The sequence below is a fragment of the Chromatiales bacterium genome, assembly GCA_024234935.1.
In the GTDB taxonomy this organism is placed as follows: Bacteria; Pseudomonadota; Gammaproteobacteria; order Steroidobacterales.
In genome coordinates this window covers 72,542-87,346 of sequence record JACKNI010000003.1, presented here as the reverse complement: position 1 = coordinate 87,346, position 14,805 = coordinate 72,542, and the positions used below count along the sequence as shown (strand labels likewise).

The window sequence follows — 14,805 nt, the reverse complement described above, 5'->3', positions numbered from 1 at the left end:
TTTTCTGCATGCAGCATGTACACATACTCGGCGTTTGCGGCACCTTCATGGGTGGCGTGGCGGCGATTGCCCGCGAGGCCGGGTTCCGCGTCACCGGTTCGGACCGCAATATCTATCCGCCGATGAGCGATCAGCTCGCGCGGCTCGGCGTCGAACTGATCGAAGGCCATGAGGCCGCGCAGCTCACGCCCGCGCCGGACATGGTCGTGGTGGGCAACGTGATGACGCGTGGCATGCCGGTCATCGAGGAACTGCTCAACCGCCGTATTCCCTACATGTCGGGTCCCGAGTGGCTGGCAACGACGGTACTGCGCGACCGGCTGGTAATCGGCGTGTCCGGCACACACGGCAAGACCACGACCACCAGCCTGGTGGCGTGGATACTCGAATATGCGGGCCGCAATGCAGGTTTTCTGATCGGCGGCGTACCGGTGGATTTTGAATTCTCGGCGCGGCTGGGCAAGGATCCGGTGTTCGTCATCGAAGCCGACGAGTACGACACCGCGTTCTTCGACAAGCGTGCCAAGTTCCTCCTGTACCGGCCGCAGACGCTCATCATCAACAATCTGGAGTTCGATCACGCGGATATCTATCCGGACCTTGCGGCGATCACCCGGCAGTTTCACCAGCTGGTCCGCGCAATTCCGGGCAATGGCACGCTGATCGTGCCGGGCAAGGATGCCAACGTCGATGCGCTGCTGAAACTCGGCTGCTGGACGCCACTGCAGCGCTTCGCCAGCAGCAACGGCACCGTGGCCGACTGGACGGCCTGTGAGGATCCGCCGGGCACGCTCTCCATCCTGCATCAGGGCGAAGAAGTGGGCCGCTGTGACTGGCAGCTGTCCGGTGCGCATAACGCGGAGAATGCCCTGGCTGCGTTGCTCGCCGCTGCCTCGGTCGGCGTCGAACCGGCCGTTGCGATCGAGGCCATCGGTCGCTTCGGCGGCGTGCGCCGTCGGCTGCAGCGCCTGGGTGATTTCAAAGGCGTGCAGCTCTTCGATGATTTTGCACATCATCCGACTGCCATACGTCGCACGCTCGAGGCGATCCGGCGGCGTGCCGGTGTGCGCCGGGTGATCGCGGTGTTCGAGCCGCGTTCGAACAGCATGAAACTCGGTGTTTATCAGGACACGCTTGCGGCAGCGCTCTCGGCTGCCGATCTCGCCTGGATACTGCGGCCGGCGGGCCTGCAATGGGACCTGGATGCCGAATTTCGTGATGCGCCGCAGGTGCGGGTCTGTGCCGACACTGCGGCCATCGTGCGTGAGCTTGCCGCTGCGGGACAGCCGGGCGATGCCGTTGTCGTCATGAGCAACGGCGATTTCCAGGGCATACACGGCCAGCTGGCGACCGCGCTCGGGGCCACCGACTGAGGTGCCTGCGGTGACGCGCTGATGACCCGCATCACGATCCCGCTGTTTCCGCTGAACGCCGTGCTGTTTCCGGACGGCCCCCTGCCATTGCGGATCTTCGAAGCCCGCTACCTCGACATGATCAGCCGCTGCCTGCGCGAAGAAAGCGAGTTCGGTGTGGTGCAGATCCGCAGTGGTACCGACGTCAGCGAGGTTGAGACTGCAGGCGTGGGAACCCTGGCGCGTATTGTCGACTGGTATCAGGGCAGCGACGGGATTCTGGGCATTACGGCGCGCGGCACGCGCAAATTCCAGCTTTACGACATCAGCCGTCTGCCGGACGGGCTGTATGTCGGTGAGGTCGGGATGCTACCCGGCGAGCCGCACCTGAAGCTGCCGGAGGAATTCAGGCCCATGGCCGCGCTGCTCGAAACCGTCATCGACGATCTCGGCAGGCTGTACGACGCCATCGACAAGCACTATGACGATGCCGCCTGGGTCGGCTACCGTCTCGCAGAGATCCTGCCCATGCCCTCGGCGGAGAAACAGAGCTGTCTGGAGCTGGCGGATCCGGTCGAACGTCTGCGCGTGCTGCGGCCGATGCTGCGACCCTTCCGTCACGAGCGCGGGCAATAGGTGCCCGGTTCGGCTTGCCTGGTGGTCTCGGTCGAAGAGGTTCATGCCGTGAAGTAGGCCTGCCAGGCCGTGCGTGCGATCAGCGCTACAACCACCCCGACGAAGATCCGGCGCACGAAGCCGCTGCCGTGTTTCAGTGCGAGACCGGTACCCACCACCGCTCCGCTCACATTGGCGATCGCCATCAGTATGGCAACCAGCCAGAGCAGTTCCAGCCGACTGCCGAACCAGACGAGGGCGCCGGCGTTGGTCGCCACATTCAGCACCCGTGCGCTGGCTGCCGAGTGGAGGAAGTCAAAGGCGTACAGGCGGATCAGCAGGAACATGAAGAAGCTGCCAGCGCCCGGACCGAAGAAACCATCGTAGAAGCCGACTCCGCCGAGCAGCACCGCTGCCGCGACCGTCTGCCTGCGGGTGACGGCGAGCGGCGTGTGACGGGTGCCGAGGTCCTTGTGCCAGAGCATGTAGATCAGGACGAGGGCCAGCATGACCGGCACCAGCGGCCGGAAAACGTCTGGCGGGACCAGCGTCGCCACCCCGGCGCCGCCCAGCGCGCCGAGGAACACCACGGGTAGCAGCGGCAGGAGCATTTTCCAGGGAATGCGCACGCCGCGTGCGCCCCGTGTGCCCCGCACGAAGCGCAGCACCGCGCTGCCGGTACCGAAGATGCTGGCGAACTTGTTGGTGCCCAGAAGCACGGCAGGCGGTGTGGACGGGTACGCAGTCAGCAGCGCGGGCAGCTGGATCAGCCCCCCGCCGCCGACCATTGCATCGACGAGGCCGGCGCCGAAGGCCGCGAGGACCACCAGGAGAAGGTCAGCGAACACCAGACCGACTCATCAGGTCCGGGAAGAAGTGCGGCAGGTGCAGCGCCGATTCAGCGACCCGCTACCGGTCTGGTTTTCAGGCCCTCTCTGGCGAGCATGCCGAGCACGCTGTCCTCGCCGACCAGATGCAGCGTCCCGATGACGATCAGATAGTCCTTCGAGTCGTTCGCAAGTGCGGCGATCGCGTGGCTGAAGGCCTCGTTGCGCCTGAGGATCAGGCTGCGGTAGACCTCCGGTTGTTCGCGGACGCTGTCGAGCATTTCCCGGTCGAGCGCGGGCACATCACCGGCTTTCCATGCGGCGATCATGTCATCGACTTCGTCGCCGATGCTGGCGGCCTCTTCCAGTGTCAGCAGCAGGAAGGTGCGCTGCGCAGCGGGTGACAGATCATCGAGCGCCTTCAGCTGACCTTCAAGCGTTTCCAGTCCGCGGATTTCCTTGCCGGCTTTCTTCGCGTCAACCACGATCTGGTTCTCCACGCCGCGGGACGGATCGAAGCCGAGTTGATCGAGGCGCAGCTGGGTGACGACGACTGCCGCATACCACGGCTCGAAGGGCGTCAGCGGCGACAGGTCCAGGCCGATTTTCTGTCCCTGTTCCACGGCATTGCGCCATGCCGCGGGACCGAGCAATTCAGGCAGCTGCCGGCCGCGCGGATCGCGGGCCAGCTTCGCCACGGTCGCCGAGCTGGCAGCCGGATCCATGTCGTCCATGTCGAGTTCCATGTAAACGACATCGGCTTCGTCGAGCGCAGCGGCGATTGCGGGGTCGAGCGGGTAGTCGGAGGCGCGCAGCGTGTGAATCGAGCCGAGCAGCAACACGTGATTCCGGGTGCCGGTGATTTCCCAGAGGGGCAGGGCGAAGGCGCTGCCGGCAGCGAGCCATGCAGTGATGAACAGCACGGCTGCGCGTTTTAACGACATTTCCATTCCACCCGGACCACCGAAGTCTGCATGGTGCCATCGGGATGGAGATCCAGCCACCGGTATCCGGACAGGCAACGGCCTCTCAGGCTGGTTGCAGGGGATTCAGGCCGCACACTATTGGTGCCTCACCGCGATGCACTGCACGGGATCAGGTCCTGCACGCACGCGCTGGCGCGGCAATCACCCTGATTTTCCACGCGACTGGCAGCTGGCACGGTTCCTGCTTGGTCGAGCGCGGGGCTCCTCCCTGATTTCGATCGGATATCACGATGAAAAACACTTTCCTTGCTGCCGCAGCCATCACCGTACTTTCACTTCCCGCCGCTGCACTGGCCGAAGATGCGGACTTCACTTTCACGGGCAACGTCGGACTGTACAGCCAGTATGTATTTCGCGGCATCACGCAGACCGATGAGGATCCCGCAGTGCAGGGGGGCTTCGATCTCGGCCACTCGAGCGGGCTCTACGCCGGCGCATGGGGCTCCAACATCAGCTGGATCAGCGACTTCGGTTCATCCGATGGCGGCAACAGCCTGGAACTCGACGTCTATGCCGGTTACCGTAACTCCATCGGCGAGACGGGCCTCGGCTATGACCTGGGCGCCATCTACTACTGGTATCCCGGCGATACCCTCGATCACTTCGATCCGGATTCTGCGGAGATCTACGGTGCACTGACCTACGAGTGGATCGGCCTGAAGGTTTCATGGAACCTCGACAACTATTTCGGCTACCAGGGCAATACGGGCAGCAACGACAGCGATGGCAGCGCCTACTACGACCTGTACGCCAATATCCCCGTGAGCGAGACCGGCATCACGCTGAACCTGCACTACGGGATTCTCGACGTGAAGCACGATCAGGCTTCGCCATCCAGGCTTTCCTACAATGACTGGAAACTGGGCGCGACCTGGGCACTGCCGAACGGTTTCAGCGCCGGTGCGTATTTCACATCCACAGACGCGGACAAGGACTTCTATACGACCCCGACCGGCACGGACACCTCTGACAACCAGGTCGTGGTGTTCGTCTCGAAGGCGCTCTAGCGCTTTTCAGGGATTGGGCCAGCTGCGCGGGTGCAGAACGTGCCGGGAAATCCGCTATTCCACCCAGACCACCGAAGTCTGCATGCTGCCATCGGGGTGGAGATCCAGCCACCGGTAGCCAGGTGGGCGCGTGTCGAGGCTGAAATTTTCAGCGCCGGGCAGGAACTGGGCGCAGGTGGAGGGTGTGCTGATCAGCCGCACATCATTGCGCCGCTGGTCCGAGGCCTGGTGTACGTGGCCCCAGACGATGGCGCGTACCTGCGGGTACCGGTCGATGATGGCCAGGAACTGGTCGGCGTTGCGCAGGCCGACGGTGTCCAGCCAGCGGCTGCCCATGGCGACCGGCTGGTGATGCAGGGCGACAAGGGCGTGGCTTTCCCGGCAGGTGTCGAGGGCCTGTTGCAGCAGTTCCAGTTCGTGCGCGGGCAGAAACCCGCCGTCATCACCGGCCGTCTTGCTGTTCAGCATGATCAGTCGCCACGGCGGATAGTCAGCGATGCCGCAGAAACGGAAGGGTATGTCTGACAGTACTTCCTGCATCATGCCCGTTGAATCGTGGTTGCCCGGCAGGCAATGCACAGGTATGCCGGGCTTGCCAAGGAGTTCCCGGAATCGCTCGTAGCCCTGCCGGCTTTCGTCCTGCACCAGATCGCCGGTGGCAAGTATCAGCTCCGGTCTGTGCGGATCGGCCAGCGCGTGTTCAAGGCTCGCCACCAGGCTGGCGTCGGTATTGACGCCACGCATATGCGCCTCACGTCTGGCATGCAGATGTGGATCGGAGATATGCAGGATACGGAGATGTCTTGCGGTCACGTGTTGCAGCGGAAGGTGCTGTCCTGGCAGGGGATCCAATGAGGGGAACTATAGCCATCCGGGCCGATCAACGATGAACCGGGTTCGCACTGCGCAAGACAGGCGGTGCAGCAGCCGCCGAATCTGCGAAGATGGTCGCGTTTCGATTGATATGTGGGCAGGCAATCGTCCAAACCGCAGTCATGCGGCGGGTAACGACTCTGTGTTGTGGCGTCGCTGTTGCGGGAGGTTCGATGGTTTCCGGTATCAGCCGGCCTGGTGGGATGGTCGGCCATTTAAAGGCCTTGCTGGCATCGCTCTGGCCCTATTTCTGCTTTCTCCTGCTGGCGCTCGCGGTCATGACCGCGAGCCGCCTGTTCCTGATGTCCAGCCATTCCCGCCAGATGACGGGAGTTTCGTCGATGGTCGGCGTCATGGAGCGCGGCTGGCACTTCGACATGGTGGTGATCTGCGGAGTGCTGCTCATGGCGATGCTGGTGCAGTGGCTGGCCCCGGGCGGTTTCCTGCTCGGCAAGTTCTGGCGGCGTGCGCTTGTGGCATGGCTGGTGACCTGGCTGATGCTCATCGTATGGAACGAGGCGGCCACACCTGACTTCATCGCGGAATTCGGGGTGCGGCCGAATCGCCTGTTCGTCGAATATCTGGACACGCCGACCGAGATTTTTCTGACCATATGGGCGGCGCATCGCAGCGCCTTGCTGATCGGGATCGCGCTGGTTGCGATCAGCGGATTTCTGGCCGTGCGCCTGATGCGCACGACAGTTAGCCATGCACCACCCTGGCCCTTGCGCCTGGTCATTCTGGCGCCGCTGCTCGTGGTGCTGTTCTATGGCATGCGCGGGAGTACCGGGCACCGGCCGCTCGGCATCAGTTATGCGGCCACATCGACTGATCCGCTGGTCAATGATCTGCCTTTGAACTCCACTTACTCGGTGCTTCACGCTGTCGTGCAGATGGCACGCGAGACCGATGAAATCCAGGCCTACAGCCACTTGCCGGACGATGAAGTACTCCGCCGCGTGCGGGCCGGGATGCAGCTGCCGGCCGTGGCGTTCAAGGATCCCCTGCGGCCGATGACGCATGCGCTGGTCCCGACCGGGCCTGCGGGCGGGAAGCCCAATCTGGTGATCCTGTTGCAGGAAAGCCTGGGCGCCCGGTATGTGGCGAGCCTCGGCGGTTTGCCGGTCGCCCGGAAGTTGGAAACATGGCGTTCGCGCAGCCTGTGGTTTGACCAGTTGTACGCGACCGGTACGCGATCGGCCCGCGGCATTGAGGCGGTCAGCGCGGGCTTTCTGCCGACGCGGACGAGCAGCGTGATCAAGCTGGAGGGCGCCCAGCATGATTTCTTCACGCTGGCCAGGACGCTGAAGGCGCAGGGTTACCGGACCGGTTTCATCTATGGCGGCGACAGCAGTTTCGACAATATGCGCCGCTTCTTTCTGGGTAACGGTTTCGACGAAGTACTCGACTGGTCTGATCTCGCGCCAAAAGCGCAATTCATGACGACCTGGGGTGTTTCCGACGAGGACCTCTACCGCCGCGTCGACGAGGAAGCGAGCCGGCATGCGCGTGACGGGCAGCCGTTTTTCCTCCTCGTGTTCAGTACCTCGAACCACCCGCCGCATGATTTTCCGGACGGGCGCATCGACCTGTATGAAGAGCCGAAGATGATGCCGAACAATGCGGCGCGCTATGCCGACTTTGCCGTGGGAAGCTATCTGGAGACGGCTGCGCAGTCGGATTACTGGGCCAACAGCCTGTTCATGGTGGTGGCCGATCACGAGAGCCGGGTCAGTGGTGACGGCATCGTGCCGGTTTTCTCTTTCCACATTCCCGCCTTCATTGCCGGCGGACCGGTACAGCCGCAGATCGTGAGCCGGCTGGCGAGCCAGATCGATCTGTTGCCGACCGCGCTGTCGATCATGGGCATCAAGACCGATATTCCGGCCACCGGCATCGACCAGACGCGCAAGGATCTGGTCGGACCAGGCCGCGCGATCATGCAGTTCCACGATACGGCAGCCTATCGCGCGGGTGACGAGGTGGTGATCCTTGCGCCGGGCCAGGCGCCGAGCCAGTTCAGGGTTGATGGCCAGAAACTCGTGGCGACTGACACTGACCCGGAACTGGTGCGCGACGCGCAGGCCATCACGCAGTTGCCGGTGATGGCCTATCGGCGCGGCTGGTATCGCTGAGGGCGCGCCCCAGCGGGGAGTCCCCTGGCCTAGTAGCGGTAGTGCTCGGGCTTGTACGGACCAGCGACCGGCACGCGCAGGTAATCGGCCTGCTGCTGGGTGAGCACCGTGAGGTCGACGCCGATCCTTTTCAGGTGCAGGCGGGCCACTTTTTCATCCAGGTGCTTTGGCAGGATATAGACCTTCTTCTGGTATTTCGTCGCGTTCTGCCAGAGTTCCATCTGGGCGAGCACCTGGTTGGTGAAGGAGTTGGACATCACGAAGCTCGGGTGTCCGGTCGCGCAGCCCAGGTTCACCAGCCGGCCTTCGGCGAGCAGGATGATCCGCTTGCCGTCCGGGAAGATGACGTGATCGACCTGCGGCTTGATGTTCTCCCACTGCAGCTGGCGCAGTCCGGCCACATCGATCTCGCTGTCGAAGTGGCCGATGTTGCACACGATCGACTGGTTCTTCATCTTCGCCATGTGTTCGGCCGTGATGACGCCGAAGTTGCCGGTGGCGGTGACGAAGATGTCGGCCTTGTCACAGGCGTAGCCCATGGTCACGACGCGATAGCCTTCCATGGCCGCCTGCAGGGCATTGATCGGGTCGATCTCCGATACCCAGACGGTGGCGCCGAGGCCGCGCAGTGACTGCGCGCAGCCTTTGCCCACATCGCCGTAGCCCGCGATCATGGCGATCTTGCCGGCAATCATCACGTCGGTGGCGCGCTTGATGCCGTCGACGAGGGACTCGCGGCAGCCATAGAGGTTGTCGAACTTGGACTTGGTGACCGAGTCGTTGACGTTGATGGCCGGGCACATCAGCTTGCCGTTGTTGGCCATTTCGTAGAGCCGGCTGACGCCGGTGGTGGTCTCCTCGGAAATGCCGCGTACTTCGCGCATCAGTTCCGGATACTTGTCGTGCAGGATCGCGGTCAGGTCGCCGCCGTCGTCGAGGATCATGTTGGGCCGCCAGCCCTCCTTGCCGACGATGCTCTGCTCGACACACCACCAGTATTCCTCTTCCGTTTCGCCCTTCCAGGCAAATACCGGGATGCCGGCGGCGGCGATGGCCGCGGCGGCATGATCCTGTGTGGAGAAGATGTTGCAGGAGGACCAGCGGACCTCGGCGCCGAGGCTGACCAGCGTCTCGATCAGTACCGCGGTCTGGATCGTCATGTGCAGGCAGCCGGCGATCCGCGCACCCTTGAGCGGCTGCTTCGCACCGAACTCCTCGCGTACCGCCATCAGGCCGGGCATCTCGGTCTCGGCAATGGCGATTTCCTTGCGGCCCCAGGCGGCCTGCGTCATGTCGGCAACCTTGTAGTCGCCCTGCGTGCTGGCGGTGCGTACTTTGCTGGCGGTCGTGCTCATCGCGGAATCCTCGGGGTGCGTAGACGGTGTATCTGAATAACCGGTGTGTTGCGCTCAGGCCCGGGCGCGCACGGTGCGGCTCACTTCGCGGCTCAAGGCTTCGGCCTTGTCAGTGCGTTCCCAGCTGAAATTGGCTTCCTGCCGGCCAAAATGGCCGTAGCTCGCGGTGGGGCGATAGATCGGACGATGCAGGTCCAGCATTTCGCGGATGCCGTACGGCGTCAGGTCGAAATGCTTGCGCACGATGCGTGTCAGGCGGTCGCCCTCGATCTTGCCGGTGCCGAAGGTCTCGATGCTGACCGAAGTGGGTTCGGCAACGCCGATCGCATAGGACACCTGCACCTCACAGCGTTCGGCGAGGCCCGCGGCAACGATGTTCTTGGCGACGTAGCGGGCCGCATATGCCGCCGAGCGATCGACCTTGGTCGGATCCTTGCCGGAAAATGCGCCACCGCCATGACGGGCCATGCCGCCGTAGGTATCGACGATGATCTTGCGCCCTGTGAGTCCACAGTCGCCCATCGGCCCGCCGATCACGAAGGTGCCGGTGGGATTGATGTGGATCTTGTCCTGGCGGAGGGAGGCAAACCACTTCTTGCCGATGACCGGCTTGAGAATCTCCTCGATCACCGCCTCGCGCAGCGCCTTCTGTTTGACGCCCGGCGCGTGCTGGGTCGAGAGTACGACGGCATCGAGGCCCACCGGCCGGTCATCCTCGTAGACGACGGTGACCTGGCTCTTGGCGTCCGGGCGCAGCCAGGGCAGCTTGCCCTTCTTCCGCATCTCCGACTGGCGCTTCACCAGCCGGTGTGCCAGCGTGATCGGCAACGGCATCAGCACATCGGTCTCGTTGGCCGCATAGCCAAACATCATGCCCTGGTCGCCGGCGCCCTGTTTGCGCTGGTCGCGCTTCGAGGCGCCGCGGGAAATGCCCTGGGCGATATTCGAGGACTGCTTGCCGATGGCATTGAGAACGCCGCAGGAATTGCCGTCAAAGCCCTTGTCGGAATGGTCGTAGCCGATGTCGCAGACGACCTGCCGGACCAGCGCTTCGAGATCAACCCAGGCGTTGGTGGTGATTTCTCCGGAGACGAGCACGAAGCCCGTCTTGATCAGCGTCTCGCAGGCAACCCGGGACTCGGGTTCCTGGGCGAGGATCGCGTCGAGGATCGCGTCGGAGATCTGGTCGGCCATCTTGTCCGGATGGCCCTCGGCAACGGATTCGGAGGTAAACAGCTTGCGCGTGGTCATCTGGCTTTCCGCTGGTGATTGTTCGGGGCGCTGATTATAGGCACAGGCGCTGCCCGGCACGACCTCGGGTTGCGGCTGCGGCAGCGTTACGCGACAATGCGCGCCGCTCTCCGGGCCCTGCTTTACAGGCCACCATTCCCTCTTTTTGTGGGTGCGATGACAGCCACAGTCCAGACAATTCGTTCAGCTGCGGAACGCCGCCATCTGGCCAATGCGGTCCGCGCCCTCGCGATGGATGCGGTCGAGCAGGCCAGGTCAGGCCATCCCGGCATGCCGATGGGCATGGCCGACATCGCCGAAGTCCTGTGGAATGATTTCCTGCGGCATAACCCGGCCAATCCCGTCTGGCCCGACCGGGACCGCTTTGTTCTGTCGAATGGCCACGGCTCGATGCTGCTCTATGCCGTGTTGCACCTCACCGGTTATGCGCTGTCGATCGACGATCTGCGGCGCTTCCGTCAGCTCGGCTCGCACACCGCGGGCCACCCGGAACGGGACCTGCATCTGGGCATCGAAACCACCACCGGCCCGCTCGGACAGGGCGTGGCCAATGCAGTCGGCATGGCGCTGGCCGAGCAGCTGCTGGCGGCGGAGTTCAACCGGCCTGGCTATCCCGTCGTCGATCACCATACCTATGTGTTTCTTGGCGATGGCTGTCTCATGGAGGGAATTTCCCATGAGGCCTGCTCGCTCGCCGGTACCCTGGGCCTCGGCAAGCTGATCTGCCTCTACGACGACAACGGCATTTCGATAGATGGTCATGTAGAGGCCTGGTTCCGCGACGATACGCCGGCGCGCTTTGCTGCCTATGGCTGGCATGTCGTCCCGGACGTAGGCGGACATGATCCGGTGGCGATTCATGCGGCCATCGCGGCGGCACGTGCGGAGACGGGCCGGCCATCGCTGATTTGCTGCAAGACCATCATCGGTTTCGGGGCGCCCAACCGGCAGGGTACGGAGAAGGTGCACGGTGAGGCGCTGGGCGCTGACGAAGTGGCCGCGGCGCGCAAGCAGCTGGGCTGGGATTTTCCGCCCTTCGAGATCCCGGCGGCAGTCAGTGCGGCATGGGATGCACGCCCGACCGGTGGGCGGCTTGAAAAGGAATGGAACGACCTCTTCAAGGCCTATGGCCGCGAGTATCCCGAGCTGGCTGCCGAATTCACGCGGCGCATGGCGGGCGAACTGCCGGCGGGCTGGTCGGCGCATGCGGCGGCTGCGATCGCGAAGATTGCCGGCGAGACAGCTGCGAAGGCCACGCGAAAATCATCGGAAGACGCGCTGAATGCATTCGTGCCCGGGATGCCCGAACTGATGGGCGGCTCGGCCGATCTGACCGGCTCGAATTTTACCCGCGTCAAAAATGCCGACACCATCAAGCCGGGCCATGTCGCCGGCAACTATATCTCCTGGGGCGTGCGTGAATTCGGCATGGCTGCCGCGATGAACGGCATTGCCCTGCACGGCGGCCTGGTGCCGTTTGGCGGCACTTTCCTGACCTTCTCCGATTACTCGCGCAATGCGCTGCGCATGGCTGCGCTGATGGAAATCCGTGTCATCCATGTATTCACGCATGACTCGATCGGCCTGGGCGAGGATGGCCCGACCCATCAGCCCGTCGAGCACACTGCGAGCCTGCGGCTGATTCCGAACATGTGCGTATGGCGCCCCTGTGATGCGGTGGAGACCGCGGTCGCGTGGCAGGACGCAATCGAACGGGACAAGGGTCCCACGAGCCTCATCCTGACCCGGCAGGCGCTGCCGGCCCAGCCGCGAACACAGGCACAGATCGCCGCCATTCGTCGCGGCGCCTATGTACTGCGTGATGCGGCAAAGGTCGATCTGATCCTGATCGCCACCGGGTCTGAAGTCGCACTCGCGATTGCGGCAGCGGACCTGCTCGCGGCCAAAGGGCACGGCGTGCGCATCGTATCCATGCCTTCGACGACGGTATTTGCCGCACAGGATGCGGCCTACCGTGAGAGCGTGCTGCCGGCGGCGGTGGTCAGGCGCGTGGCTGTCGAGGCTGGCGTGACGGATGGCTGGTACCGCTGGGTCGGTGCCGAGGGCCGGGTTTGCGGCATGGATACTTTCGGCAAGTCCGCGCCGGCGCCGGAACTGTTCCGCTTGTTCGGCTTCACACCGGAACATGTGGCCGGGCTTGCGCTGGAGCTGCTGGTTACCTGAATTTATCGAGGAGTGCGTCTGATGCCTGTCAAAGTTGCCATCAATGGCTATGGCCGAATTGGCCGCAATGTACTGCGTGCGCTGTATGAATCGAAGCGTACCGGCGAGATTTCCATCGTTGCGATCAACGATCTGGGTGACGCGAAGACCAATGCGCACCTGACCAGATACGATACGGCGCACGGCAAGTTCCCGGGCACCGTTGCCGTCGATGGTGATTGCATGGTCGTCAATGGCGACAGGATCCGCGTGCTGGCGAAGCGCAACCCGGCAGAACTTCCCTGGGCTGAACTCGGCGTCGACGTGGTGCTCGAGTGCACCGGCTTCTTTGCCAGCAAGGAAAAGGCCGGCGCGCACCTGCAGGCGGGTGCCAGGAAAGTCGTGATCTCGGCACCCGGCGGCAAGGATGTGGACGCGACCATCGTTTATGGCGTCAATCACAAGTCGCTGAAGGCCGCGCATACGGTGATCTCCAACGCCTCCTGTACCACCAACTGCCTGGCGCCGCTGGTCAAGCCGCTGCACGACAAGATCGGTGTGGTGACCGGCCTGATGACCACCATTCACGCCTATACCAACGACCAGGTGCTGACCGACGTCTATCACGAGGATCTGCGTCGCGCACGCTCCGCGACCATGTCGATGATTCCGACCAAGACCGGCGCCGCGGCCGCTGTCGGCCTGGTGCTGCCCGAGCTGAACGGCAAGCTGGACGGTTTCGCCATGCGCGTGCCGACCATCAACGTGTCGATCGTCGATCTCACCTTCACGGCAGCGCGTGCCACCAGCGTTGAGGAAGTGAACGGCATCATGAAAGCCGCTTCCGAGGGTGAACTCAAGGGCATACTCGGCTACAACACCGAGCCGCTGGTATCGGTGGATTTCAATCACGATCCGCGCAGCTCGGTGTTTGATTCGACGCAGACGCGGGTCGGTGGTGGCACGCTCGTCAAGGTGCTGAGCTGGTATGACAACGAGTGGGGTTTCTCCAACCGGATGCTCGATACCACGCTTGCGCTGATCAACGCACGGTGACGACCAAAGTGCTGCGGATGTCGGAGCTGAGTGTCGCCGGCAAGCGGGTGATGATCCGGGTGGATCTGAACGTGCCCGTCAAGGACGGACGCGTGACCAGCGATGCGCGAATCCGCGCGGCGTTGCCGACGATCCGTGATGCTCTCGCCCGCGGCGCGGCCGTCATCCTGCTCTCGCATCTGGGCCGCCCCAAAGAAGGCAGTTTTGACCCGGCGCTGTCGCTGCGCCCGGTCGCTGCGCGGCTGTCCGAGCTGCTCGGCCGGAGTGTGCCGCTGATACACGACTGGCTGCATGGCTTCGAGATCGCCAGCGGGGAGGTCGTGCTCTGCGAGAACGTGCGCTTCAATCCGGGCGAGAAGAAGAACGATCCGGTGCTGGCGCGGCAGATGGCGAAACTCTGCGACATCTACGTCATGGATGCTTTCGGTACCGCGCACCGGGCCGAGGCGAGCACGCATGGCGTGGCCGGTTTTGCGCCGGTTGCCTGTGCCGGTCCGCTGCTCATGGCGGAACTGGAGGCACTTGAGCGCGTGTTGCGCAAGCCGGCGCGGCCGGTGGTGGCCATCGTTGCGGGGTCCAAGGTCTCGACCAAGCTGACGATTCTGAAGTCACTGGCGAGACAGGTCGACCAGCTTATCGTCGGCGGCGGCATCGCCAATACCTTTCTCGCTGCCGCCGGCTATCCGGTTGGCAAGTCTCTGTGCGAGACGGATCTCATTCCTGAAGCGAGGCGCCTGGCCGGCAAGCGCCAGCGTGCGTCGATTCCCCTGCCGGTGGATGTGGTGGTCGGCAAGGCCGTGTCGGCATCCGCTGCGGCGACTGTCCGTGCGGTCAGCGAGGTCGGGGCAGCCGAGCTGATTCTCGATATCGGTCCGAAGACCGCGGCGCACTATGCGAAGCTTCTCGCAGCGGCAGGTACCATCATCTGGAACGGACCGGTCGGCGTGTTTGAAATAGAGCAGTTCAGCAAGGGCACCCGGCGGATCGCCGAGGCGGTGGCGAAGTCGCCCGCTTTCAGCATCGCCGGCGGCGGCGACACGCTGGCCGCGCTCGACAAATACGGTGTGACCGGCCAGATCTCCTATGTATCAACGGGCGGCGGTGCGTTTCTTGAATTCCTCGAGGGCGCCACGCTTCCGGCGGTAGCTGCGCTTGAGGCGCGGGCGAGAAACGGGCGACGCTGAG

General features: G+C 63.7%; 12 protein-coding genes. 7 read left to right on the top strand and 5 right to left on the bottom strand.

Annotated features, from left to right (window positions below):
• Nucleotides 1–8 precede the first annotated feature (8 nt).
• Together mpl and H6979_08905 are read left to right on the top strand one after the other, a co-directional pair.
• The gene (gene mpl / locus H6979_08910; GenBank protein ID MCP5139963.1) at nt 9–1,373 is read left to right on the top strand and encodes a UDP-N-acetylmuramate:L-alanyl-gamma-D-glutamyl-meso-diaminopimelate ligase; all 1,365 of its coding nucleotides are present in this window, start codon (nt 9–11) and stop codon (nt 1,371–1,373) included.
• Between the two features lie 21 nt (nt 1,374–1,394).
• Nucleotides 1,395–1,988 (top strand): LON peptidase substrate-binding domain-containing protein, encoded by a 594-nt coding sequence (locus H6979_08905; protein ID MCP5139962.1) that lies wholly within the window; start codon nt 1,395–1,397, stop codon nt 1,986–1,988.
• A 41-nt stretch (nt 1,989–2,029) separates the two neighbouring features.
• On the opposite strand, the gene H6979_08900 is transcribed toward H6979_08905, so the two are convergent.
• On the bottom strand, nt 2,030–2,755 hold the full coding sequence (locus tag H6979_08900) for a TSUP family transporter (GenBank protein ID MCP5139961.1): 726 nt from the start codon (nt 2,753–2,755) through the stop codon (nt 2,030–2,032).
• Between the two features lie 110 nt (nt 2,756–2,865).
• Nucleotides 2,866–3,738 (bottom strand): TraB/GumN family protein, encoded by an 873-nt coding sequence (locus tag H6979_08895; protein ID MCP5139960.1) that lies wholly within the window; start codon nt 3,736–3,738, stop codon nt 2,866–2,868.
• Nucleotides 3,739–4,010: 272 nt separating this feature from the next.
• On the opposite strand from H6979_08895, the gene H6979_08890 reads away from it, so the two are divergent.
• Nucleotides 4,011–4,787, top strand: a complete 777-nt coding sequence (locus H6979_08890; protein ID MCP5139959.1) for a hypothetical protein — start codon at nt 4,011–4,013, stop codon at nt 4,785–4,787.
• Nucleotides 4,788–4,841: 54 nt separating this feature from the next.
• Here H6979_08890 and cpdA read toward each other — a convergent pair whose 3' ends face one another.
• Nucleotides 4,842–5,600, bottom strand: coding sequence for a 3',5'-cyclic-AMP phosphodiesterase (gene cpdA / locus H6979_08885; GenBank protein MCP5139958.1), 759 nt, complete (start codon nt 5,598–5,600; stop codon nt 4,842–4,844).
• A gap of 233 nt (nt 5,601–5,833) precedes the next feature.
• Between cpdA and H6979_08880 the strand changes: the two genes are divergently transcribed.
• Nucleotides 5,834–7,795, top strand: a complete 1,962-nt coding sequence (locus H6979_08880) for an LTA synthase family protein (protein ID MCP5139957.1) — start codon at nt 5,834–5,836, stop codon at nt 7,793–7,795.
• 29 nt (nt 7,796–7,824) lie between these two features.
• Here the strand turns inward: H6979_08880 and H6979_08875 are convergent, their stop codons facing one another.
• Both H6979_08875 and H6979_08870 read right to left on the bottom strand, forming a co-directional pair.
• Nucleotides 7,825–9,150, bottom strand: coding sequence for an adenosylhomocysteinase (locus H6979_08875; protein ID MCP5139956.1), 1,326 nt, complete (start codon nt 9,148–9,150; stop codon nt 7,825–7,827).
• Between the two features lie 54 nt (nt 9,151–9,204).
• Nucleotides 9,205–10,401 (bottom strand): methionine adenosyltransferase, encoded by a 1,197-nt coding sequence (locus H6979_08870; protein MCP5139955.1) that lies wholly within the window; start codon nt 10,399–10,401, stop codon nt 9,205–9,207.
• Nucleotides 10,402–10,557: 156 nt separating this feature from the next.
• Between H6979_08870 and tkt the strand changes: the two genes are divergently transcribed.
• From tkt to H6979_08855, 3 genes are read left to right on the top strand one after another with little or no spacing between them, the layout of a single operon-like run.
• On the top strand, nt 10,558–12,585 hold the full coding sequence (gene tkt, locus H6979_08865) for a transketolase (GenBank protein MCP5139954.1): 2,028 nt from the start codon (nt 10,558–10,560) through the stop codon (nt 12,583–12,585).
• Nucleotides 12,586–12,606: 21 nt separating this feature from the next.
• The gene (gene gap / locus H6979_08860; GenBank protein ID MCP5139953.1) at nt 12,607–13,620 is read left to right on the top strand and encodes a type I glyceraldehyde-3-phosphate dehydrogenase; all 1,014 of its coding nucleotides are present in this window, start codon (nt 12,607–12,609) and stop codon (nt 13,618–13,620) included.
• A gap of 17 nt (nt 13,621–13,637) precedes the next feature.
• Nucleotides 13,638–14,804: a phosphoglycerate kinase gene (locus H6979_08855; protein MCP5139952.1), complete on the top strand. Its 1,167-nt coding sequence runs from the start codon at nt 13,638–13,640 to the stop codon at nt 14,802–14,804.
• Nucleotide 14,805: the final 1 nt, after the last annotated feature.